This window comes from Streptomyces sp. NPDC048417, from assembly GCF_040651615.1.
Taxonomy (GTDB): domain Bacteria; phylum Actinomycetota; class Actinomycetes; order Streptomycetales; family Streptomycetaceae; genus Streptomyces.
The window spans coordinates 1-19276 of record NZ_JBEZKI010000021.1 but is presented as its reverse complement, the minus strand read 5'-3'; the positions used below and the strand labels follow the sequence as shown (position 1 = coordinate 19276).

The 19276-nt window shown below is 70.8% G+C and carries 21 protein-coding genes and 5 tRNA genes; 10 read left to right on the top strand and 16 right to left on the bottom strand.

The features are described 5' to 3' along the window. Positions 1 to 115 precede the first annotated feature (115 nt). The 3 genes from rpmB (at position 116) to AB0D59_RS30460 (ending at position 4887) form a co-directional block, all read left to right on the top strand. The gene (gene rpmB, locus AB0D59_RS30470) at positions 116 to 301 is read left to right on the top strand and encodes a 50S ribosomal protein L28 (RefSeq protein ID WP_009190838.1); all 186 of its coding nucleotides are present in this window, start codon (positions 116 to 118) and stop codon (positions 299 to 301) included. Between the two features lie 214 nt (positions 302 to 515). After that, entirely contained in the window at positions 516 to 3581 is a 3066-nt protein-coding gene (locus tag AB0D59_RS30465) for a BTAD domain-containing putative transcriptional regulator (protein ID WP_362572083.1), read from the top strand. A gap of 34 nt (positions 3582 to 3615) precedes the next feature. Next, complete coding sequence (locus tag AB0D59_RS30460) at positions 3616 to 4887, top strand: FAD-dependent monooxygenase (protein WP_362572080.1); 1272 nt, start codon at positions 3616 to 3618, stop codon at positions 4885 to 4887. Here AB0D59_RS30460 and thiD read toward each other — a convergent pair. Both thiD and AB0D59_RS30450 read right to left on the bottom strand, forming a co-directional pair. Next, the gene (gene thiD, locus AB0D59_RS30455; RefSeq protein ID WP_362572077.1) at positions 4881 to 5678 is read right to left on the bottom strand and encodes a bifunctional hydroxymethylpyrimidine kinase/phosphomethylpyrimidine kinase; all 798 of its coding nucleotides are present in this window, start codon (positions 5676 to 5678) and stop codon (positions 4881 to 4883) included. The two genes, AB0D59_RS30460 and thiD, sit on opposite strands and share 7 nt — an antisense overlap. Next, positions 5675 to 6640: a thiamine-phosphate kinase gene (locus AB0D59_RS30450; protein ID WP_046733970.1), complete on the bottom strand. Its 966-nt coding sequence runs from the start codon at positions 6638 to 6640 to the stop codon at positions 5675 to 5677. Before AB0D59_RS30450 ends, thiD begins: the two co-directional genes overlap by 4 nt. A gap of 206 nt (positions 6641 to 6846) precedes the next feature. Here AB0D59_RS30450 and AB0D59_RS30445 point away from each other — a divergent pair, with 206 nt between their 5' ends. After that, on the top strand, positions 6847 to 7080 hold the full coding sequence (locus tag AB0D59_RS30445; protein ID WP_352219363.1) for an Lrp/AsnC ligand binding domain-containing protein: 234 nt from the start codon (positions 6847 to 6849) through the stop codon (positions 7078 to 7080). Positions 7081 to 7100: 20 nt separating this feature from the next. Next, the gene (locus tag AB0D59_RS30440; protein WP_362572073.1) at positions 7101 to 7595 is read left to right on the top strand and encodes a DUF3515 domain-containing protein; all 495 of its coding nucleotides are present in this window, start codon (positions 7101 to 7103) and stop codon (positions 7593 to 7595) included. 117 nt (positions 7596 to 7712) lie between these two features. On the opposite strand, the gene AB0D59_RS30435 is transcribed toward AB0D59_RS30440, so the two are convergent. From AB0D59_RS30435 to AB0D59_RS30425, 3 genes are read right to left on the bottom strand one after another with little or no spacing between them, the layout of a single operon-like run. After that, positions 7713 to 8870 (bottom strand): D-alanine--D-alanine ligase family protein, encoded by a 1158-nt coding sequence (locus AB0D59_RS30435; RefSeq protein WP_362572070.1) that lies wholly within the window; start codon positions 8868 to 8870, stop codon positions 7713 to 7715. A 59-nt stretch (positions 8871 to 8929) separates the two neighbouring features. Next, positions 8930 to 9940, bottom strand: coding sequence for an NAD(P)H-dependent glycerol-3-phosphate dehydrogenase (locus AB0D59_RS30430; RefSeq protein WP_362572067.1), 1011 nt, complete (start codon positions 9938 to 9940; stop codon positions 8930 to 8932). After that, positions 9937 to 10701: a 1-acyl-sn-glycerol-3-phosphate acyltransferase gene (locus AB0D59_RS30425; protein WP_362572064.1), complete on the bottom strand. Its 765-nt coding sequence runs from the start codon at positions 10699 to 10701 to the stop codon at positions 9937 to 9939. Before AB0D59_RS30425 ends, AB0D59_RS30430 begins: the two co-directional genes overlap by 4 nt. A 177-nt stretch (positions 10702 to 10878) precedes the next feature. Between AB0D59_RS30425 and cofC the strand changes: the two genes are divergently transcribed. After that, positions 10879 to 11517, top strand: coding sequence for a 2-phospho-L-lactate guanylyltransferase (cofC, locus tag AB0D59_RS30420; RefSeq protein WP_362572061.1), 639 nt, complete (start codon positions 10879 to 10881; stop codon positions 11515 to 11517). A 9-nt stretch (positions 11518 to 11526) separates the two neighbouring features. Continuing rightward, positions 11527 to 11730, top strand: coding sequence for a hypothetical protein (locus AB0D59_RS30415; protein WP_362572059.1), 204 nt, complete (start codon positions 11527 to 11529; stop codon positions 11728 to 11730). Positions 11731 to 11899: 169 nt separating this feature from the next. Here AB0D59_RS30415 and AB0D59_RS30410 read toward each other — a convergent pair whose 3' ends face one another. The 4 genes from AB0D59_RS30410 to leuC form a co-directional block, all read right to left on the bottom strand. Next, a complete protein-coding gene (locus AB0D59_RS30410; RefSeq protein ID WP_362572056.1) occupies positions 11900 to 12523 on the bottom strand; it encodes an HU family DNA-binding protein in 624 nt (207 codons plus the stop codon). A gap of 140 nt (positions 12524 to 12663) precedes the next feature. Further along, positions 12664 to 12894: a hypothetical protein gene (locus tag AB0D59_RS30405; RefSeq protein WP_362572053.1), complete on the bottom strand. Its 231-nt coding sequence runs from the start codon at positions 12892 to 12894 to the stop codon at positions 12664 to 12666. Between the two features lie 288 nt (positions 12895 to 13182). After that, positions 13183 to 13776 (bottom strand): 3-isopropylmalate dehydratase small subunit, encoded by a 594-nt coding sequence (leuD, locus tag AB0D59_RS30400; protein ID WP_362572050.1) that lies wholly within the window; start codon positions 13774 to 13776, stop codon positions 13183 to 13185. 6 nt (positions 13777 to 13782) lie between these two features. Continuing rightward, positions 13783 to 15213: a 3-isopropylmalate dehydratase large subunit gene (gene leuC / locus AB0D59_RS30395; protein ID WP_362572047.1), complete on the bottom strand. Its 1431-nt coding sequence runs from the start codon at positions 15211 to 15213 to the stop codon at positions 13783 to 13785. A 205-nt stretch (positions 15214 to 15418) separates the two neighbouring features. Between leuC and ndgR the strand changes: the two genes are divergently transcribed. After that, positions 15419 to 16135 carry an IclR family transcriptional regulator NdgR gene (gene ndgR / locus AB0D59_RS30390; RefSeq protein ID WP_003993203.1) on the top strand — a complete coding sequence of 239 codons (717 nt, stop codon included), beginning with the start codon at positions 15419 to 15421 and terminating at the stop codon, positions 16133 to 16135. Positions 16136 to 16321: 186 nt separating this feature from the next. Here ndgR and AB0D59_RS30385 read toward each other — a convergent pair whose 3' ends face one another. Then, positions 16322 to 16831 carry a DUF4188 domain-containing protein gene (locus AB0D59_RS30385; protein WP_362572044.1) on the bottom strand — a complete coding sequence of 170 codons (510 nt, stop codon included), beginning with the start codon at positions 16829 to 16831 and terminating at the stop codon, positions 16322 to 16324. A 90-nt stretch (positions 16832 to 16921) separates the two neighbouring features. Here AB0D59_RS30385 and AB0D59_RS30380 point away from each other — a divergent pair, with 90 nt between their 5' ends. Continuing rightward, a complete protein-coding gene (locus tag AB0D59_RS30380) occupies positions 16922 to 17566 on the top strand; it encodes a MerR family transcriptional regulator (RefSeq protein WP_362572041.1) in 645 nt (214 codons plus the stop codon). Between the two features lie 68 nt (positions 17567 to 17634). On the opposite strand, the gene AB0D59_RS30375 is transcribed toward AB0D59_RS30380, so the two are convergent. The 6 genes from AB0D59_RS30375 to AB0D59_RS30350 all read right to left on the bottom strand — a co-directional run bounded on the left by AB0D59_RS30375 (position 17635) and on the right by AB0D59_RS30350 (position 18945). Continuing rightward, positions 17635 to 17707: transfer RNA gene (locus AB0D59_RS30375), tRNA-Glu, on the bottom strand. A 28-nt stretch (positions 17708 to 17735) separates the two neighbouring features. Then, positions 17736 to 17807: transfer RNA gene (locus AB0D59_RS30370), tRNA-Gln, on the bottom strand. A gap of 21 nt (positions 17808 to 17828) precedes the next feature. Further along, positions 17829 to 17901 (bottom strand) — tRNA-Glu (locus tag AB0D59_RS30365). Positions 17902 to 17923: 22 nt separating this feature from the next. Further along, a tRNA-Glu gene (locus tag AB0D59_RS30360) sits at positions 17924 to 17996 on the bottom strand. Positions 17997 to 18035: 39 nt separating this feature from the next. After that, positions 18036 to 18107: transfer RNA gene (locus AB0D59_RS30355), tRNA-Gln, on the bottom strand. A gap of 91 nt (positions 18108 to 18198) precedes the next feature. Continuing rightward, entirely contained in the window at positions 18199 to 18945 is a 747-nt protein-coding gene (locus AB0D59_RS30350) for an HAD family hydrolase (RefSeq protein WP_362572038.1), read from the bottom strand. On the opposite strand from AB0D59_RS30350, the gene AB0D59_RS30345 reads away from it, so the two are divergent. Continuing rightward, positions 18944 to 19228: a hypothetical protein gene (locus AB0D59_RS30345; protein ID WP_362572035.1), complete on the top strand. Its 285-nt coding sequence runs from the start codon at positions 18944 to 18946 to the stop codon at positions 19226 to 19228. The genes AB0D59_RS30350 and AB0D59_RS30345 overlap by 2 nt on opposite strands. Positions 19229 to 19276 lie beyond the last annotated feature (48 nt).

Sequence of the window (19276 nt, the reverse complement as noted above, 5' to 3'; positions counted from 1 at the left end):
GATCCGATCGGGCCATTACCCCTGGCAATGCCACTCAAGATCTCAGATCCCTGAATCTCGATCCCGGCACGCCGGGATTCAACCGTAAGTGCATCTGAAGTCTTTGGAGTGACCCGTGGCTGCCAACTGCGACGTCTGCGGCAAGGGGCCGGGCTTCGGCAACAACATCTCGTTTTCGCACCGCCGTACGTCCCGTCGCTGGAACCCCAACATCCAGCGTGTGCGTACCGTGGTCGGCGGGACGCCGAAGCGCGTGAACGCCTGCACCTCGTGCATCAAGGCCGGCAAGGTCTCGCGCTGACGCACTGCTGCTAGCGCGCGGCCACAGCCGGTTCGCCGCACTGAGCCGGTCCACCTGTGGGTGGACCGGCTTTTTGCCGTGCCCGAAAGCCCGCCCGAAATCCTGCCCGGAACGGAAGCCCGCCCGATCAGCCGCGCCCGGAACGGAAGCCCGCCCGATCAGCCGTGCCCGGAAATCGGAACCCCGGCAAACCGGGCCCTGCCAAGCTGGGCGCATGCGCTTCGGCATCCTCGGCCCCCTGGACATACGCACCGACGACGGCACCCCCGTCGACCCCGGCGGCCCCCGCCCCCGCGCGCTGCTCACCCTGCTGCTCCTGGACGCCGGCCGCGCGGTCTCCGCGCAGCGCCTCGCCGAGGGCCTGTACGGCGCCGAGCCGCCCGCCGGAGCCGCCAACGCCCTCCAGTCCCAGATCTCCCGGCTGCGCAGGCGTCTGGCGCCACACGCCGGGATCGAGGCCACCGCCACCGGTTACCGGGTCGCCGTCACCCCCGACACCGTGGACGTACACCAGTTCGAAACCCGGTCCGCGGCCGGCCGCGCCGCCCTCGCCGCCGGCGACCACCGGAACGCGGCGGCCCGGCTCCGGGAGGCGCTCGCCCTGTGGCGCGGCCCCGCGCTGCCCGACCTCCCTGACGCGTACGCCGAGGCCGCGCGGCTCGAGGAGCTGCGGCTGGCCGCCGTACAGGACCGGATCGAGGCGGATCTGGCGCTCGGCGAGGGTGCCGGGCTGGTGGCGGAGGTGCGGGCGCTGCTGGCCGCCCATCCGCTGAGCGAGCGGCTGTACGGGCAGCTGATGCGGGCCCTGCACGCCGGCGGGCGGCCCGCCGAGGCGCTCAGGGTGTTCGAGGAGGCCCGTCGTGCCCTCGCCGACCAGCTGGGCGCCGATCCCTCGCCGGAGCTGTCCGCGCTGCACCTGGAGCTGCTCAGGGGCGCGGAGCCCGAGCGGACCGGGCTCCCGGGCCAGCTCACCCGGTTCATCGGCCGCGAGCCCGAGCTGGCCCGGATCGCCGACCTCCTGGCCGGCTCCCGCCTGGTCACGCTCACCGGTCCCGGCGGTGCGGGCAAGACCCGGCTGGCGGTCGAGGCGGCGAACAAGATCGAGGCCGCGCGCACGGGCGACGGCGTCTGTTTCGTCGAGCTGGCGCCGCTGGGCGACGGCTCCCAGATCCCGTACGCCGTCCTCACCGGCCTCGGCGTCCGCGAGGGTCTGCGCAGCCCCGCAGCCGACACCACGGACCGGCTGCTGGCCGCCCTGGAGGAGCGCGAGCTGCTGCTCGTCCTCGACAACTGCGAGCACCTGGTCGAGGCGGCCGCCGGGACGGCCGCCCTGCTCCTCGCCTCCTGCCCGGGCGTGCGGATCCTCGCCACCAGCCGGGAGTCCCTGAACATCACCGGCGAGGTCCTGGTCCCGGTGCCCCCGCTGCCGCCGGAACCGGCGGAGCGGCTCTTCCTGGACCGGGCCCGCGCGGTGCGCCCCGGTTTCGGCGGCCACGCGCGCGTGCCGCACATCTGCGCCGCCCTCGACGGGCTGCCACTGGCCATCGAACTGGCGGCGGCCCGGCTGCGCACCCTGACCCCCGACGAACTCGCCGACCGCCTGGACGACCGCTTCCGGCTCCTGTCGCGCGGCGACCGATCCAAGGCACCCCGGCACCGCACCCTGCGCGCGGTCGTCGAGTGGAGCTGGGATCTGCTGGACGAGGAGGAGCGGGAGCTGGCGCGCCGGCTGACGGTGTTCTCCGGGGGCGCGACGCTGGCAGCCGTCGAGGCGGTGTGCGGGCTGCCGTATCCGGAGGACCTGCTGGCCTCGCTGGTGGAGAAGTCGTTCCTGGAGGTGTCCGAGGGCCGCTACCGGATGCTGGAGACGATCCGCGCGTTCGCCGCCGAGGACCTGCCCGACCCGGGCGGCCTGCGGGACGCGCACGCCGGGTACTTCCTTGGGCTGGCCGAGGAGGCAGAGCCGAAGCTGCGTGGCGGCGGGCAGCTGCCCTGGCTGGAACGGCTGTCCGCCGAGCACGGCAACCTGGACGCGGCCCTGCGCCATCTCGTACGCCACGGCCCCGAGGACGCCCTGCGCCTGATGGCCGTCCTGTCCTGTTTCTGGCGGCTGCGCGGGCTGCACGGCGAACAGGTGACGTCCGCACGCGAACTGCTGGCCGCGGTGGGGGACGCGCCGCCACCGGGACTGACGGAGGAGTACGTGCTGTGCGCCATCAATGTGCTCCTGGGCGACGGCGTCCACGCGGCCGGCGGTGCGGCGGGCGGCGGTCCGGCGGGCGGCGGTCCGGCGGGCGGCGACGAAGAGCTGGTCGCGCGCGTGGACGCTCTGATGGCCGGGTGCGAAGTCCCCTTGCGGCTGCCGTACATCCTCATGCTGTGGTCGGTGGCGGCCGGCCCCCGGCCGGCGACCGACGAGCGGGCCCTCGCCCTGGCCGGCGACGACCCCTGGGCGCGTGCGCTGCTCGATGTGGGCCTGGGTTTCCGGGACATGCTCGCGGGCCGGCCACGGGAGGCGGAGGAGTGCTTCGGCCGCGGGCTGGAAGGATTCCGGGCGACGGGTGACCGCTGGGGGATGGCCAACTGCCTCGACCCGCTCGGCATGTCCGCCCACGCGCGCGGAGACTCGCGCCGCGCCCTGGAGCTGCTGGACGAGGGGCTGGCGTACATGCGCGAGCTGGCGGCCCCCGAGGAGACCGCCGACCTGCTGCGCACCCGGGGCACCGTGCTGCTGCACCAGGGTGACGCGGCGGGCGCCGAGGCCCACTTCGAGCAGGCGCTGACCCTCGCCCGTGGTGCCGGGCTCCCCGACAAGGTGGCAGGCGCCCGGCGCGGTCTCGGCGACGCCGCCCGGCTCTCCGGGGACACGGCACGCGCGCGCGTGCACTACGAGAACGCCCTCAGGGAGTGTGCCGCCAACTGGTTCAGCGTCGGCGAGACGGTCCGCATCCTCATCGGGCTCGGCCGCACCTCCGCCGCCGAGGGGGACACCGAGGAGGCCCGCGACTGGTTCCGGCAGGCCGCCGAACTCGCCGTCGAGGGGCCGGGCACCCTCGAACTCGCCGACGCGGCGGAGGCGTCGGCGTCGGTCGCCGACTCGGCCGTGCGGGCCGCCGTACTGCTCGGCGCGGCGACGGCCCTGCGGGGCGCCCGCGCCGAGGCCGACCCGGACGTCGTACGCGTGGAGCGGGACGTACGCGCGAAACTGTCCGCCGAAGCCTACGACCAGGCCTTCGCCCAGGGCCTACGGCAGCGGTCAGCCGCGGTCAGCGAACGGTAGGAGGACGGTCAGCGGCACCGCCGAAGCTCATCGCATGACCAACAAGCCCACACCGAAGAACCCCAACCCGAAGAACCCCACACCAAAGAACCCCACACCGAAGAGCCCCGCCCCGAAGGACCTCGGCCACCTCAGCGTCCTGATCTCCGGCGCCAGCGTCGCCGGCCCGGCCCTCGCCCTGAACCTCGTCCGGCTCGGGGCCCGCGTCACCGTCGTCGAGAAGGCCCCGGAACTGCGCGGCGGCGGCTTCGCGGTCGACTTCCGCGGCCATGTCCACCGCACCGTCCTGACCTCCATGGGCATCTGGGACGAGATCCACGCCCGTCAGACCCACATGGGCCGCCAGACCGTCGTGGCCGCCGACGGCAGCCCGCGCGTGGACCTGCCCGCCGAGTTGATGAGCGGTGACGTGGAGATCTTCCGCGGCGACCTCGCACGGCTGATGTTCGAGCGCACCGAGGACGACGTCGAGTATGTCTTCGGCGACTCGATCGCCTCCCTCGCCCAGGACGCCGACGGTGTCGACGTCACCTTCGAGCAGGGCGCTCCCCGCCGCTTCGACCTGGTCGTGGCCGCGGACGGCCTGCACTCCAACACCCGCCGGCTCGCCTTCGGCGACGAGGCCCGCTACCTGCGCTTCTTCGACCACTACGTGGCCGGCTTCGACGTCCCCAACCACCTCGGCCTGGACCGCACCGGCCGGGTCCACAGCGAGCCCGGCCGCGCGGCGGTCATCGGCAACTACGACGGCGACCCGCACCGCGCGGGAGCGCTGCTGGTCTTCCGGTCCGCGGAGCTGTCGTACGACCGCCGGGACGTCACGGCGCAGAAGCGGATCGTCGCGGAACGTTTCGCCGGCTTCGGCTGGGAGGGCCCGACCCTGCTCAAGGCTCTTGAGGAGGCCGACGACCTGTACTTCGACGCGATCGCCCAGATCCACGTCGACCGCCTGGTCGAGGGGCGGGTGGCGCTGCTCGGGGACGCCGGTTACGGGGCGACCATGGGCGGGATGGGCACGGGTGTGGCGATCGTCGGCGCCCATGTCCTCGCCGGTGAACTCGCCCTCGCGGGCGGCGACCACCGCACCGCGTTCGCCGAGTACGAGTCCCGGATCCGGGACTTCGCCCAGGGCTGCCAGAAGATCTCCGGGAACGCGGGCCCGTTCTTCGCCCCGCCGACCGAGCGGCGCATCCGCAACCGGGACCGCATGTACCGGGTCCTCGGCTCACGCCCGCTGGCCCGCTTCTTCAAGAAGATGACGGAGAAGGCGGCCACCGACATCAAGCTGCGGGAGTACCCCTACTGAGGGCCCCTGCCCAAAGCCCAGCCGTGGTCCACCGGCCCGATCCCGGCGCCGAGTGCGAACCCGGCGGCGATCGCCCCGGTGACGTACTCCTTGGCCGCCGCCACCGCCTCCGGCACGGACCGCCCCTTCGCGAGCTGCGACGCGATCGCGGACGCGAGGGTGCAGCCCGTGCCGTGCGTGTGCCGGTTGTCGTGCCGGGGAGCGCGGAGCCGGAACTCGTCCGTGCCGTCCGTGAGCAGGTCCACGGCCTCGCCGGGCAGGTGCCCGCCCTTGATCAGCACCCACTTCGGCCCGTACGACAGCACGGCCGCCGCCGCCCGGCGCAGCTCCGTCTCCGACCCGACCCGCACGCCGGTGAGTTGGGCCACTTCGTCGAGGTTGGGGGTCGCCACGGTGGCCAGCGGGAGGAGCTTGGTGCGGACCGACTCGAGGGCGGAGGCGGCGAGCAGGGAGTCGCCGTGCTTGGAGACGCCCACCGGGTCGACGACCACGGGCGCGTCGGTCCCGGCGATCAACTCCGCGACCGTCTCGACGAGTTCGGCCGAGGCGAGCATCCCGGTCTTCACCGCGTCCACACCGATGTCGTCGACCACGCTCCGGTACTGGGCCCGCACCGCCGCCACCGGCAGCTCCCAAGCGCCCTGCACGCCCACGGAGTTCTGCGCGGTCACCGCCGTGATCACGCTCATGCCGTGCACCCCCAGTGCCAGCATCGTCTTCAGGTCGGCCTGGATCCCGGCCCCGCCACCGGAGTCGGAGCCCGCGACCGTCAGCACGCGCGGGAGGCTCATGACTCGATGTCCCCGAAGTGGTCCCAGCCGCCCTTGCTGGTCCAGGGCGCTCCGTCGACGGTCACCTGCGGCAGCGCGGACGGGTTGAGGACCTCGCCGATGACCTTCCAGCGGGCGGGCAGCTTCACGTCCGGCGGGAAGGTCGCCACGATCGCGTGGTCCTCGCCGCCGGTCAGCACCCACTGGATCGGGTCGACGCCGACGGCCTGCCCGATGTCGTTCATCTGGGTCGGGACGTCGATCGCGCCCGAGCGGATGTCGATGCGGACCTTGCTGGCCTCGGCGATGTGCCCGAGGTCGGCGATCAGCCCGTCGCTCACATCGCACATCGCGGTCGCGCCGAGGCCCGCGGCGGCCGGGCCCGCGTGGTACGGCGGCTCGGGGCGGCGGTGCGCCTCCACGAAGGCGCGCGGCGAGCGGAAGCCCCGGGAGAGCACCGCGTAGCCGGCCGCGGACCAGCCCAGCCAGCCGGTCACGGCGACCAGGTCGCCGGGCTGGGCGCCGGCCCGGGTGACCGGCTCCTGGTTGCGCAGATCGCCGAGCGCGGTGATGGAGACCATGATCGTGTCGCCGCGGACCACGTCGCCGCCGACCACCGAGGCGCCGGCCACCTGGCACTCGTCCCGGATGCCGTCCATCAGCTCGCTGGGCCAGGTCACCGGCAGTTCGGCGGGGACGACCAGGCCGAGCAGCAGCGCGGTCGGCACGGCGCCCATGGCGGCGATGTCCGCGAGGTTCTGCGCGGCCGCCTTGCGGCCCACGTCGTAGGCCGTGGACCAGTCGCGGCGGAAGTGCCGGCCCTCCAGCAGGATGTCGGTGCTGGCCACCACCCTGCGGTCGGGCGCGGCGACCACCGCGGCGTCGTCGCCGGGGCCGACCCGGACCGCCGGAGTGGTGGTGAGACGGGAGGTGAGCTCCCTGATGAGCCCGAACTCCCCGAGCTCACCAACAGTGCCCTTCATTGCCCTTACGCCCCTTCTCTGCCTTGCCGTGCCCGCTCGCGCGTCATCGTCGTCCTGGATACGGTCGAGGTGACCGTCAACTTCTGTCGTGGCTGCACCCTGGCGCGCAAGCCCCTGTCCGCGCAGGTCTCCCCGCGGTGAGCGGCGACGCGATACCGTGGCGTTCCTTTTCCCCACATGATCCTCGTGGCCGCCCTGGAGGTTCCGTGGTACAGGCGTACATCCTGATCCAGACGGAGGTCGGCAAAGCGTCGACCGTCGCCGAGATCATCAGCAAGATCCCTGGAGTCATCCAGGCCGAGGATGTGACAGGACCGTACGACGTCATCGTGCGCGCACAAGCGGAGACGGTCGACGAACTCGGTCGGCTCGTAGTCGCGAGAGTCCAGCAAGTGGAGGGCATCACGCGTACCCTGACCTGCCCGGTCGTCCATCTGTAGCCCCCGTCTACGCTTGGCCGGTGAACATTTTCCGTCACCGGCCATTCGGTCTGCCCGCGCTCGCCGTGCTGATGATCGCGGCGGCGGGCTGCTCCTCAGCAGACGACGCCCCGTCGGCGGCGGTTCCCAGTCCGGGCGCGGCGGTTGCCAAGCTGTGCCGGAACCTCGACGAGGGGTTGCCGAAGAAGGTGGACAAGCTCGCCCGGCGTGACCCCGAGCCTGCCTCCGCGCTGACGGCGGGCTGGGGGGACCCCGCGATCATACTGCGCTGCGGTATCGAGCGGCCTGCGAAGATGGCCGATCCGGAGGCCGACGGGGTCGAGGTCAACGGGGTCGGGTGGCTGCTGGAGCAGGAGGCCGACAAATCGTTCCGGTTCACCACGACGTTGCGGAAGGCGTATGTCGAGGTGACGATTCCTGCGGGGCGGACCGGGGATGGCATGGCACCGCTGGTGAGCCTGGCGCCTGCCATCAAGAAGGCGATTCCGGAAGGGATTGCCGACCAGTCGCCATAGCACCGCGGCCGATCCGTCGGGTGCGGGATGTACATGGCTACTCCCGCCCACGCGGCGGTAGCCGCACATCGGAACAGCCCCGCGCCCCTTTCGGGGCGCTTCAGCTCGGGGCGTTTTCTAGCGGAGGCCCGTCGACCGGTTCAGGGCCGCCTGGACGAGGCGGTCGATCAGGTCGGGGTAGCTGACACCCGTCGCCTGCCACATCTGGGGGTACATCGAGATCGGGGTGAAGCCGGGCATCGTGTTGATCTCGTTGATCACGAAATCGCCGTCCTCGGTGAGGAAGAAGTCCGCGCGGACCAGGCCCTCGCAGGACGCGGCCTCGAAGGCGTCCACCGCGAGCGCCTGGATCTCGGCGGTCTCCTCGGGGGTCAGCGGGGCCGGGACGATGCCGGGGGTGGAGTCGATGTACTTGGCCTCGAAGTCGTAGTACGCGTGCGTGTCGGCCGGCGGGATCTCGGCCGGGACCGAGGCGCGCGGGCCGTCCTCGAACTCCAGGACACCGACCTCGATCTCACGGCCGCGCAGCGCCGCCTCGACCAGGATCTTCGGGTCGTGGGTCTGGGCGGTGGCGATCGCCTCGTCCAGGCCGGCGAGGTCGTCGACCTTGGTGATGCCGATCGACGAGCCGGCCCGGGCGGGCTTCACGAACAGCGGCCAGCCGTGCTCGCCCGCGAAGTCGACGATCCTCTTGCGGGCGGCGGACTCGTCCTGCTTCCACTCGCGGGGCCGGATCACCAGGTACGGGCCGACCTTGAGCCCGAAGGAGGTGAACACCCGCTTCATGTACTCCTTGTCCTGGCCGACGGCCGAGGCGAGCACGCCGGAGCCGACGTAGGGGACGCCGGAGAGCTCCAGGAGACCCTGGAGGGTGCCGTCCTCGCCGTACGGGCCGTGCAGCATCGGGAAGACGACGTCGACCTCGCCGAGCGCCTTGGGCACGGAGCCGGGCTCGCTGTAGACGACCTCGCGGTTGGCGGGGTCGACGGGGAGCAGCACGCCGCCGTCGGTGGACTCGGCGAGGTCCCCGACCTCCGGCGTACGGCGGTCGCTGATCGCCATGCGCTCCGGTGCGTCGGCGGTGAGCACCCAGCGGCCTTCCCTGGTGATGCCGATCGGCAGGACGTCGTACTTCGTCCGGTCGATGGCGCTCAGGACGGCTCCGGCGGTGACCATGGAGATCCCGTGCTCGGAGCTGCGACCGCCGAACACGACGGCCACACGCGGCTTGCGAGCGGGCTGCTCAGGGCTCTGGGGGAGGTTCTCGGTGCTCATATCGCGTTGAGAGTACCCGGTGGTAGGGCCCCGACACAGCGTCCGCGGGGTGCGTTCGCTCAGCGTCGCTCGGGCTTCGCGCTGCGCGACATCAGCTCCTTGAGGGCGACCACGGGCGGCTTGCCCTCGTGCACGATGTCGACCACCGTCTCGATGATCGGCATCTCCACGCCGCGCCGGCGGGCCAGATCCGCCACGGACTCGCAGGACTTGACGCCCTCGGCGGTCTGCCGGGTGACCGCGATGGTCTCCTCGAGGGTCATGCCCTTGCCGAGGTTGGTGCCGAAGGTGTGGTTGCGGGACAGCGGCGAGGAGCAGGTCGCCACCAGGTCGCCGAGGCCGGCGAGGCCGGCGAAGGTCAGCGGGTCGGCGCCGAGCGCGACGCCGAGGCGGGTGGTCTCGGCGAGGCCGCGGGTGATCAGCGAGCCCTTGGCGTTGTCGCCGAGCCCCATGCCGTCGGCGATGCCGACCGCGAGCCCGATGACGTTCTTGACCGCGCCGCCGAGTTCGCAGCCGATGACGTCGGTGTTGGTGTACGGCCGGAAGTACGGCGTGTGACAGGCGGCCTGAAGGCGCTGGGCGACGGCGTCGTCGGTGCAGGCGACCACGGCGGCGGCCGGCATCCGGGCAGCGATCTCACGGGCCAGGTTGGGGCCGGTGACGACTGCTATACGGTCCTGGCCGACCTTGGCGACGTCCGCGATGACCTCGCTCATCCGCATGGTGGTGCCGAGTTCGATGCCCTTCATGAGGGACACCAGGATGGTGCCGGGCGCGAGCAGCGGCGCCCAGTCCGCGAGGTTGGCGCGCATGGTCTGGGACGGCACCGACAGGACGGTGAAGTCGGCGTCGGCCGCGGCCTCGGCGGGGTCGGTCGTGGCCCGCAGGTTCTCGGGGAGTTCCACGCCGGGCAGGTAGTCGGGGTTGGTACGGCCGGAGTTGATGGCCTCGGCCACCTCCGCCCGCCGCGCCCACAGGGTGACCTCGCACCCGGCGTCGGCGAGCACCATCCCGAAGGCCGTACCCCACGAACCCGCGCTGAAGACCGCCGCCTTGGCAGGCTTGCTCACTTGCCGCTCTCCTCTTCCAGACCGCTCTGCGCACGCGTCCGGCGCCGCTGCTCGATCCGCACCTGGCGTGGATCGTAGGGGGTCTCGGGGGCCTTCTCGCCGCGGATCTCCTCCAGCTGGCGGGTGATGGCGGCCATGATGACCTCGGTCGCCTCCTTCAGGACGTCCTGGGTCATGTCCTTGCCGTAGAAGCGCGAGAGGTCGACCGGCGGGCCCGCGAGGACGTGGTGCGTCTTGCGGGGCAGCAGGTTGAGCTTCTTCGCGTACGGCGGCAGCAGTTCGTTGGCGCCCCACTGGGCGACCGGGATCACCGGGCACTTGGTCTGCAGGGCGACCCGGGCGGCGCCGGTCTTGGCGGTCATGGGCCACTGGTCCGGGTCGCGGGTGATCGTTCCCTCAGGGTAGAAAGCCACGCACTCGCCGCGTTCCACGGCGTCGATCGCGGCCCGGAAGGCGCTGAGGGCGTCGGTGGACTCGCGGTAGACGGGGATCTGGCCGGTGCCCCGCATGGCAGCGCCGACGAATCCCTTCTTGAAAAGCCCGCTCTTCGCCAGGAATCTCGGAACGCGCCCGGTGTTGTACTGATAGTGCGCGTAGGCGAAGGGGTCGATGTGGGAATTGTGGTTCACCGCGGTGATAAATCCGCCCTCGGCCGGAATGTTCTCCATTCCACGCCAGTCCCGCTTGATCAGGACCACCAGCGGCGGTTTGCAGAGCACCGCAGCGAAGCGGTACCAGAAGCCGATTCTCCGGCGGGGCACGCTCACACCTTCCTCTAGGACTTCTTCCCGGTCTCCGGGACTTCTTCTCCCGGAGAGGTGGCCGGGAGAAGTGTCGCCCCGGTCCGCCGGTCTGTCGAGGAACACCGTACGCCTCGCTGCCGCGCCTGCCTCGGGGCCCGGGTGACAATGAGGCAACAAGAGAGGGACGGTACGTCGGTGCAGTGGACCTTGGTGATACCCCTCAAGCCCCTGGCGCGAGCCAAGAGCAGGCTCGCGGACACCGCGACGGACGGTTTGCGGCCGGGACTGGCCCTCGCCTTCGCCCAGGACACGGTGGCCGCGGCGCTGGCCTGCCAGGCGGTCAAGGATGTGGCGGTCGTCACGGACGACACGCTGGCCGGGCGCGAACTCTCGGCGCTGGGCGCGCGGATCGTCCCGGACACGCCGGGAGGCGGCCTGAACGCCGCTCTGCGGCACGGCGCGGCGGTCGTACGCGCGTCGCGTCCGGAAAGCGCGGTGGCGGCCCTGAACGCCGATCTGCCGGCGTTGCGTCCGCTGGAATTGTCCCGGGTGCTCGACGCGGCCGCGGAATTCCCGCGCGCTTTTCTCCCGGACTCGGCGGCTGTCGGCACCACCCTGCTGGCCGCGACCCCCGGCAATGAATTGGCGCCCGCATTCGGCCCGGATTCCCGCGCCCGCCACACCGCCTCGGGCGCCGCGGAACTGCGACTGGCCGATGTGGAGTCGGTACGCCAGGACGTGGACACCGGCGCGGACCTGCGCACGGCCCTTGCCCTGGGCGTGGGACCGCGCACCGCGGCGGTGGCAGCGCGGCTGCTGATCCCCGACCAGTAGGCTGCGCTCATGCAGGCGACCGCATACACCTACGACCCTGACAGCAGAAGCGGCCAGGTACTGCTGGACGACGGGACTCCGGTGCCTTTCGACGGGGCGGCCTTCGAGGCGGGGGGCCTACGACTGCTCAGGTCGGGCCAGCGGGTACGGATCGAGACGGAGGGCTCCGGAGACAGCCTCCGGATCACCCTGGTGACCTTGCAGACACTCTGAGGCGGGAACCGAGGGGGCGCGCGGCTGTATCCATGTGGGGCCACCGCCGCGCGGGCGCGACCAGCCCCCACCCCACCGCACCAAAAACACCACCGGTGTCGAACACACCGCGGGCCGGACTCCCCCAGGAGTCCGGCCCGTCGCGTGAGTACCCCGACGCCCCCGCTTCCTAGCGAGCGGCGGCCTTCTTCGCGGTGGCCTTGCGAGCCGTCGACTTCTTGGCCGGCGCCTTCTTGGCGGTGACCTTCTTGGCCGGAGCCTTCTTCGCGGCCGTCTTCTTGGCCGTGGCCGTGGCCTTCTTCGCGGTCGCCTTCTTCGCCGTGGTCTTCTTGGCGGCGGCCGCCGTCGTCGTCTTCTTCGCGGCAGCCGTCGTCTTCTTCGCGGTGACCTTCTTCGCGGTGGCCTTCTTGGCGGTGCTCTTCTTGGCCGCCGCCTTCTTGACCGTCGCCGAAGCACCGCCGGTCAGGCTGCCCTTGGGCGCCTTCTTGACCGCGACCTCACCGCCACGCGGGAGCTTCTTCGAGCCGCTCACCAGGTCCTTGAAGCCCTGACCGGCACGGAAGCGCGGCACGGAGGTCTTCTTGACCCGAACCCGCTCGCCCGTCTGGGGGTTGCGGGCGTAACGGGCCGGACGGTCCACCTTCTCGAAGGACCCGAAGCCCGTGACCGAGACCCGGTCACCCGCGACGGTCGCACGGACGATGGCGTCCAGGACCGCGTCGACAGCCTCGGCCGCCTGCTGGCGGCCGCCCATCTTGTCGGCAATCGCTTCTACGAGCTGCGCCTTGTTCACGTCTTCCCCTTCGGAGACATCGCCAGAACGAAAGTGTTCAAGCTTTTTCGCACGTTAGGCAGATATATACCGCAAATCAAACACGAAACGGGCTTATCACCCTTGTGCCGCAACGGATTCGGTCGTCCAGGACGGTCCAGTCAGCGGTCCTCTTCGGGGAATCGACCCGCGTCGAGGTCCGTGTTGAACCGTTCCAGCCGCCTTGCCGCGTCGGCGAGGTCGTGCTTGGCCGCGGCCGTAATGACCAGCAGCTTCCGGGTCAGCGCCATCCGTACGCCCTCCGGGACTTGCAGTGCGCGCACTCTTGTGTGCGCTTCCTTCAGTTGGCCCGCGACCGCCGCATAGAGCTGGAGTTGGCCGTCGTGTTCCATGCACAGATTGTGCCATCTGGGGCGAGTTGTCGCCTGCGCAGGGGGCAACTGCCGCCTCAAATGGCCTTCCGAGCACTTGCGGAAGCCACGGACACAGCACTCACGTACCCCCACAACATCCTTCCTAACGTGGGAAGTTGGCAAGACCTGCGACAACGCGAGCGTCCGTTCGGGTGCAGACATGGCTGTACCCCCAATCGTGGCGATCGGGGGTACAGGCGGGGCGCGGCGGTGGCTGAAACCAGCCGTATTCAGATGTGGTCGATCAGGCCGGAAGCGGGCTCCGGATCAGGCCTGGAGCGTCCGCGGCTTGTACGACGGCCGCTTGGCCTCGTACGCGGCGATGTCGGCCTCGTTCTGGAGGGTGATGGAGATGTCGTCCAGCCCGTTCAGCAGCCGCCAGCGGGAGTTCTCGTCCAGCTCGAAGGAGGCGGTGACGCCCTCGGCGCGCACCTCGCGGTTCTCCAGGTCGACGGCGATCTCGGCCTGCGGGTCGTTCTCGGTGAGCTCCTGGAGCGCCTCCACGATCTTCTGCTCCAGAACCACCGTGAGCAGGCCGTTCTTCAGCGAGTTGCCCCGGAAGATGTCGGCGAAGCGGGACGAGATCACGGTCTTGAAGCCGTAGTTCTGCAGCGCCCAGACGGCGTGCTCACGGGAGGAGCCGGTGCCGAAGTCGGGGCCGGCGACCAGGACGGTCGCCCCCTGCCGCTCGGGCCGGTTGAGCACGAACTCGGGATCTTTGCGCCAGGCCTCGAACAGCCCGTCCTCGAAGCCGTCCCTGGTGACCTTCTTGAGCCAGTGAGCAGGGATGATCTGGTCGGTGTCGACGTTGGAACGGCGCAGCGGGACGGCCCGGCCGGTGTGCTTGGTGAATGCTTCCATGGCTGATCAGACTCCAGCGGGCGTACGAACGTCGGCGTCGGACAGGTCGGCGGGCGAGGCCAGGTGGCCCAGGACCGCCGTGGCGGCCGCGACCTGCGGCGACACCAGGTGGGTACGGCCGCCCTTGCCCTGCCGGCCCTCGAAGTTGCGGTTGGAGGTGGACGCGGAGCGCTCCCCCGGGGCCAGCTGGTCGGGGTTCATGCCGAGGCACATCGAGCAGCCCGCGTGCCGCCATTCGGCGCCGGCGTCCTTGAAGACGACGTCCAGGCCCTCGGAGACGGCCTGCAGCCCGACCCGCGCGGAGCCGGGGACGACCAGCATCCGTACGCCGTCGGCGACTTTGCGGCCCTCGACGATCGCGGCGGCGGCGCGCAGGTCCTCGATGCGGCCGTTGGTGCAGGAGCCTACGAAGACGGTGTCCACCTTGATGGAGCGCAGCGACTGACCGGCCTCCAACCCCATGTACTCCAGGGCCTTTTCGGCGGCGAGGCGCTCCGAAGCGTCTTCGTACGAAGCCGGGTCGGGGACGTCCGCCGAAAGCGGTGCGCCCTGGCCGGGGTTGGTGCCCCAGGTGACGAACGGCGAGAGGGCGGCGGCGTCGATGTGCACCTCGGCGTCGAAGACCGCGTCCTCGTCCGTCCTCAGGGTCTTCCAGTACTCGACCGCCGCGTCCCAGTCGGCGCCCTCGGGGGCGTGGGCGCGGCCCTTGATGTACGCGAAGGAGGTCTCGTCCGGGGCGATCATGCCCGCGCGGGCGCCGGCCTCGATCGACATGTTGCAGATGGTCATGCGGGCCTCCATCGAGAGCTTCTCGATGGCGGAGCCGCGGTATTCCAGGATGTAGCCCTGGCCGCCGCCGGTACCGATCTTGGCGATGATCGCCAGGATCAGGTCCTTGGCGGTGACGCCCTCGGGCAGCTCGCCGTCGACCGTGATGGCCATGGTCTTCGGGCGGGCCAGCGGCAGCGTCTGAGTGGCCAGCACATGCTCCACCTGGGAGGTGCCGATACCGAACGCGAGCGCGCCGAAGGCGCCGTGGGTGGAGGTGTGCGAGTCACCGCAGACGACGGTCGTGCCGGGCTGGGTCAGACCCAGCTGCGGGCCGACGACGTGCACGACGCCCTGCTCGACGTCGCCCAGCGGGTGCAGCCGCACGCCGAAGTCGGCGCAGTTCTTGCGCAGCGTCTCCAGCTGGACCCGGGAGACCGGGTCCGCGATGGGCTTGTCGATGTCGAGGGTGGGGGTGTTGTGGTCCTCGGTCGCGATGGTGAGGTCGAGGCGGCGCACCTGGCGGCCGTTCTGGCGCAGCCCGTCGAAGGCCTGCGGGCTGGTCACCTCGTGCAGCAGGTGCAGATCGATGAAGAGGAGGTCGGGCTCGCCCTCGGCGCGCCGGACGACATGGTCGTCCCAGACCTTCTCCGCGAGTGTCCTACCCATCGCTTTCCCTCCGGCCGGCAGACGTGCACCGGCCCAACTAGAGATCTTGAGGTAGCGGCTGCCCGTTCTCCGGGCCCCTGAAGTCGTGGTTCCGGGCGTCCGCCGCCGGGCCCGTTGGTCCGCGGGCCACTGTGTCTCTCCAGAGTGGCGCGTTCCACCGAAAATTGAACTTGCGTTTCACAGAGTGAGACGTGAGTATCGTTGCATGGACAACAGTAGCGGCGTCGGCGTTCTGGACAAGGCGGCCCTTGTCCTGAGCGCTCTGGAGTCCGGTCCGGCCACCCTCGCGGGTCTGGTCGGGGCCACCGGACTGGCACGACCCACGGCCCACCGGCTGGCCGTGGCTCTGGAACACCACCGCATGGTGGCACGCGACATGCAGGGCCGTTTCATTCTCGGTCCCCGACTCGCGGAACTGGCCGCGGCGGCCGGCGAGGACCGCCTGCTCGCGACGGCGGGCCCGGTGCTCACGCACCTCCGGGACATCACCGGCGAGAGCGCGCAGCTCTATCGCCGGCAGGGCGACATGCGGATCTGTGTGGCCGCGGCGGAACGCCTGTCCGGTCTTCGGGACACGGTCCCGGTCGGCTCGACACTGACGATGAAGGCGGGTTCCTCCGCGCAGATCCTGATGGCCTGGGAGGAGCCGGAGCGCCTGCACCGCGGCCTCCAGGGCGCGCGCTTCACGGCGACGGCCCTGTCGGGTGTCCGCCGCCGCGGGTGGGCCCAGTCCATCGGCGAGCGCGAGCCGGGGGTCGCGTCGGTCTCGGCGCCGGTGCGGGGGCCCTCCAACCGCGTGGTGGCGGCGGTGTCCGTTTCCGGACCGATCGAGCGGTTGACCCGCCACCCCGGCCGCATGCACGCCCAGGCGGTCATCGACGCGGCGGGCCGCCTGTCGGAGGCCCTGCGCCGCACGGGCTGACACCCACGGGACCCTCACACGAGAAAGGGCCGGCCTCAACGCCGCGGCAGGCCCTTTCCCAGGAAGTGAGACTTGTCCGCACGGGGACTGTCAGTGACCGGAGCTCCCACGGTGCGGCATCCGCCACCGCCGGCCGTCCGCCGTCCGCCGCGCCATCGTGGCTTGTCGCGCAGTTCCCCGCGGCCCCTAGGGGGTTGCACTCCCCGAGCGATAGGCGAACCGGTCCTTCGCGTACCGTCCGCGCCGCTCCACCGGTACGACCCCGCTCGCCGCGCCCAGGCCGAACTCCGGCATGTCGAAGTAGATCGACTCGTACGAACCCTCGGGCGCCACATACGCCTCGTGCCACAGCCCCACGTGCCCGTGGAGCCTCCCCGCGCGCTCCTTGCGGTTCACGATGCCCCACACCTTGCGATGGAACAGGTCGGGCGAGCTCGCGTACGCGTACAGCTTCTCCTTCGACTCCCAGTACTGGACGACGTAGTACGTCCGCGGCGAAGCCGTCAGCAGGACCCGCCCCAGCAGCCCCCGGCCGGGGTCCCGTTCGAGCTCCCGCAGCATGCGGAACATCGACAACGCGACCGGCAGCCACTGGTGGACCGCCCAGAAGTGATGGACGCGCATGCCGATCAACAGGACCACCGCGTCGCCCTCACGAGCCGCGGTCATACGGCCCGGAATCGGTTTGGCGAACATGACGACACCCCCCGGATCTTCATCGGATAGCGGCACTATCCTTCTCTCGGATGCTTGGATAGTGGCACTTACCAAGGAAGGGCGCAAGACATGCGGCTTGCCCAGCTGAGCGAGCGCAGCGGCGTGTCCGCCGCGACGATCAAGTACTACCTGCGTGAAGGCCTGTTGCCGCCCGGCCGCCAGGTCAACGCCACCACCGCCGAGTACGACGAGGAGCATCTGCGCCGGCTCCGCCTGGTCCGCGCGATGATCCAGGTCGGCCGGATCCCCGTCGCGACGGTCCGCGAGGTGCTCGGGCATGTCGACGACAGCTCACTGGGCCGCACGATCAGGGTGGGCGCCGCGCTGTGGGCGCTGCCGCAGGTCCCGGAGCCGGACGAGGAGGACGAGTTCGTGCGGAGCGCGCACCGGGAGGTCGGCACGCTGCTGGACGTCCTCGGCTGGGAGAACGCCAAGCAGCTCACGACCATCTCCCCCGCGTACCGCCAGCTCGTGGTCGCGGTGGCCGCGTTCCGCCGGCTCGGTTACGACTGGGACGCCGAACTCCTCGTCTCGCACGCGAAGTTGATGCACCAGGCGGCGATCACCGACCTGGACTTCCTGGAGACGCGTCCGTCGGAAGAGGAGAAGGTGGAGGTCGCGGTGGCCAGCGCGGTCCTGGTGGAGCCGATGCTCCAGGCGCTGCACCGGCTGGCCCAGGAGGAGGAGACGGCCCGCCGCTACGGCTTCGAGTGAGCCGCACGACATGCGGCGGTACGACGAAGGCCCCTCACCGAAGTGAGGGGCCTCGCTCTTCTTCTCTGTACCCCCGACCGGATTCGAACCGGCGCTACCGCCTTGAGAGGGCGGCGTGCTAGGCCGCTACACAACGGGGGCATGGATCTTACGTTTCCGCAGATCCGAGCTGGTCTACCTGGACTCGAACCAAGACTAACTGAACCAGAATCAGTCGTGCTGCCAATTACACCATAGACCAATGATGGTTTAGACCAGTTCGTACCCCCGACCGGATTCGAACCGGCGCTACCGCCTTGAGAGGGCGGCGTGCTAGGCCGCTACACAACGGGGGCCCTAGCGATCCTTCGATCACCGTACCCCCGACCGGATTCGAACCGGCGCTACTGCCTTGAGAGGGCAGCGTGCTAGGCCGCTACACAACGGGGGCTTGCGGATGTGATCCGCGCGTGCAGATGAGCTCTGCGAGCTGGCCTACCTGGACTCGAACCAAGACTAACTGAACCAGAATCAGTCGTGCTGCCAATTACACCATAGGCCACTGGAACGCAAGCCCCTGAGGGGATCTTGTTCTAGTTTCGCGTCTCCGGTTCCGGCCTTTCGGCCCGCTCCCCGGCGGCGCAGGAAGAACATTACCTGAAGGTGGACGGGGCTCCAAAACGGGTATCGGCGCGGAGGATCGCGGGCAGTTCGGCGAGGGAGCCGATCCGGTGGCCGCCGGCCGGCGCGCTCCCGGCCCCTTGCCGGTCCAGCCAGACGGACAGCAGTCCGGCGTCCGCGGCACCGCGTCCGTCGATCTCCGGGTGGTCACCGACGTACGCGACCTGGTGCGGGGCGAGTTCCAGCGCCTCGCAGGCGGCGAGGAAGGCGGCGGCCGCGGGCTTGGAGACGCCCAGTTCGGCGGCGCAGAGGATCGCCTCGAAGCGGTCGTGGACACCGAGCGTGCGCAGTTTGTGGTCCTGGACGTGGAGGCTGGAGTTGGAGAGCACGGCGTGTCGGTGGCTGGCCGCGAGCGCGTCCAGGGCGGGCAGGACGTCCGGGAAGAGGGTCCAGGCGGCCTCGTAGTGGGTCCGGTACCGGCGGAACCAGGCGCCGGCCTCGTCGTCGGTCAGCTCCCTGTCCAGGAACACCCGTACCCGGTCCAGCCGCTGTCCCTCGAAGCTGACCTCGCCCGCCGAGAACCGCGCCCACTGCTCGTCGGTGACCTCCCGCCACCGCACCAGCGCCGCCTCCGCGCTCTCCCAGCGCGCGAGCAGCCCCTCCGCCGCCAGATGCGCCCGCATGCCCTCGCGGTCGGCACTCGTGTAGTCGAAGAGGGTGTCGTCAACGTCCCACACCACAGCTCTGATCACCCTCACAGACTGGCACACTGGGGGCATGAGCGAGTACCGAGTCCAGTTCACCGTCGAGGCCCGTGCGGCCTACGACGGCCTGCTCGGCGAGCGTCGAGCCCAGCTGGACAAGGCCGTGCGGATACTGGCGCGTGACCCCTTCCGCAAAGCTGCGACGGCGCAACTCGGCCCCGACGAACACCTGAGGAAGGCCTACGTGGCCCCCGGCGTGATGCTGGAATACATGGTCGCGGGGACCATCATGGTCATCGTCGTACTGGAGATCTTCGACGAGTTCACGTACCTGGTGGACGAGAACGACGCGGGGTGAACCGCACGCACGAGGGGCGGGGGGCGGGGCGATCGGGGGGGGGGCCGC

What these genes read in the sequence shown, in the direction of transcription:
- AB0D59_RS30465 (WP_362572083.1), top strand. Translation starts at nt 516, where the DNA reads ATGCGCTTCGGCATCCTCGGCCCCCTGGACATACGCACCGACGACGGC.
- AB0D59_RS30460 (WP_362572080.1), top strand. Translation starts at nt 3,616, where the DNA reads ATGACCAACAAGCCCACACCGAAGAACCCCAACCCGAAGAACCCCACA.
- thiD (WP_362572077.1), bottom strand. Translation starts at nt 5,678, where the DNA reads ATGAGCCTCCCGCGCGTGCTGACGGTCGCGGGCTCCGACTCCGGTGGC.
- AB0D59_RS30450 (WP_046733970.1), bottom strand. Translation starts at nt 6,640, where the DNA reads ATGAAGGGCACTGTTGGTGAGCTCGGGGAGTTCGGGCTCATCAGGGAG.
- AB0D59_RS30435 (WP_362572070.1), bottom strand. Translation starts at nt 8,870, where the DNA reads ATGAGCACCGAGAACCTCCCCCAGAGCCCTGAGCAGCCCGCTCGCAAG.
- AB0D59_RS30415 (WP_362572059.1), top strand. Translation starts at nt 11,527, where the DNA reads ATGCAGGCGACCGCATACACCTACGACCCTGACAGCAGAAGCGGCCAG.
- AB0D59_RS30405 (WP_362572053.1), bottom strand. Translation starts at nt 12,894, where the DNA reads ATGGAACACGACGGCCAACTCCAGCTCTATGCGGCGGTCGCGGGCCAA.
- leuD (WP_362572050.1), bottom strand. Translation starts at nt 13,776, where the DNA reads ATGGAAGCATTCACCAAGCACACCGGCCGGGCCGTCCCGCTGCGCCGT.
- leuC (WP_362572047.1), bottom strand. Translation starts at nt 15,213, where the DNA reads ATGGGTAGGACACTCGCGGAGAAGGTCTGGGACGACCATGTCGTCCGG.
- ndgR (WP_003993203.1), top strand. Translation starts at nt 15,419, where the DNA reads ATGGACAACAGTAGCGGCGTCGGCGTTCTGGACAAGGCGGCCCTTGTC.
- AB0D59_RS30385 (WP_362572044.1), bottom strand. Translation starts at nt 16,831, where the DNA reads ATGTTCGCCAAACCGATTCCGGGCCGTATGACCGCGGCTCGTGAGGGC.
- AB0D59_RS30380 (WP_362572041.1), top strand. Translation starts at nt 16,922, where the DNA reads ATGCGGCTTGCCCAGCTGAGCGAGCGCAGCGGCGTGTCCGCCGCGACG.
- AB0D59_RS30345 (WP_362572035.1), top strand. Translation starts at nt 18,944, where the DNA reads ATGAGCGAGTACCGAGTCCAGTTCACCGTCGAGGCCCGTGCGGCCTAC.
- AB0D59_RS30350 (WP_362572038.1), bottom strand. Translation starts at nt 18,945, where the DNA reads ATGCCCCCAGTGTGCCAGTCTGTGAGGGTGATCAGAGCTGTGGTGTGG.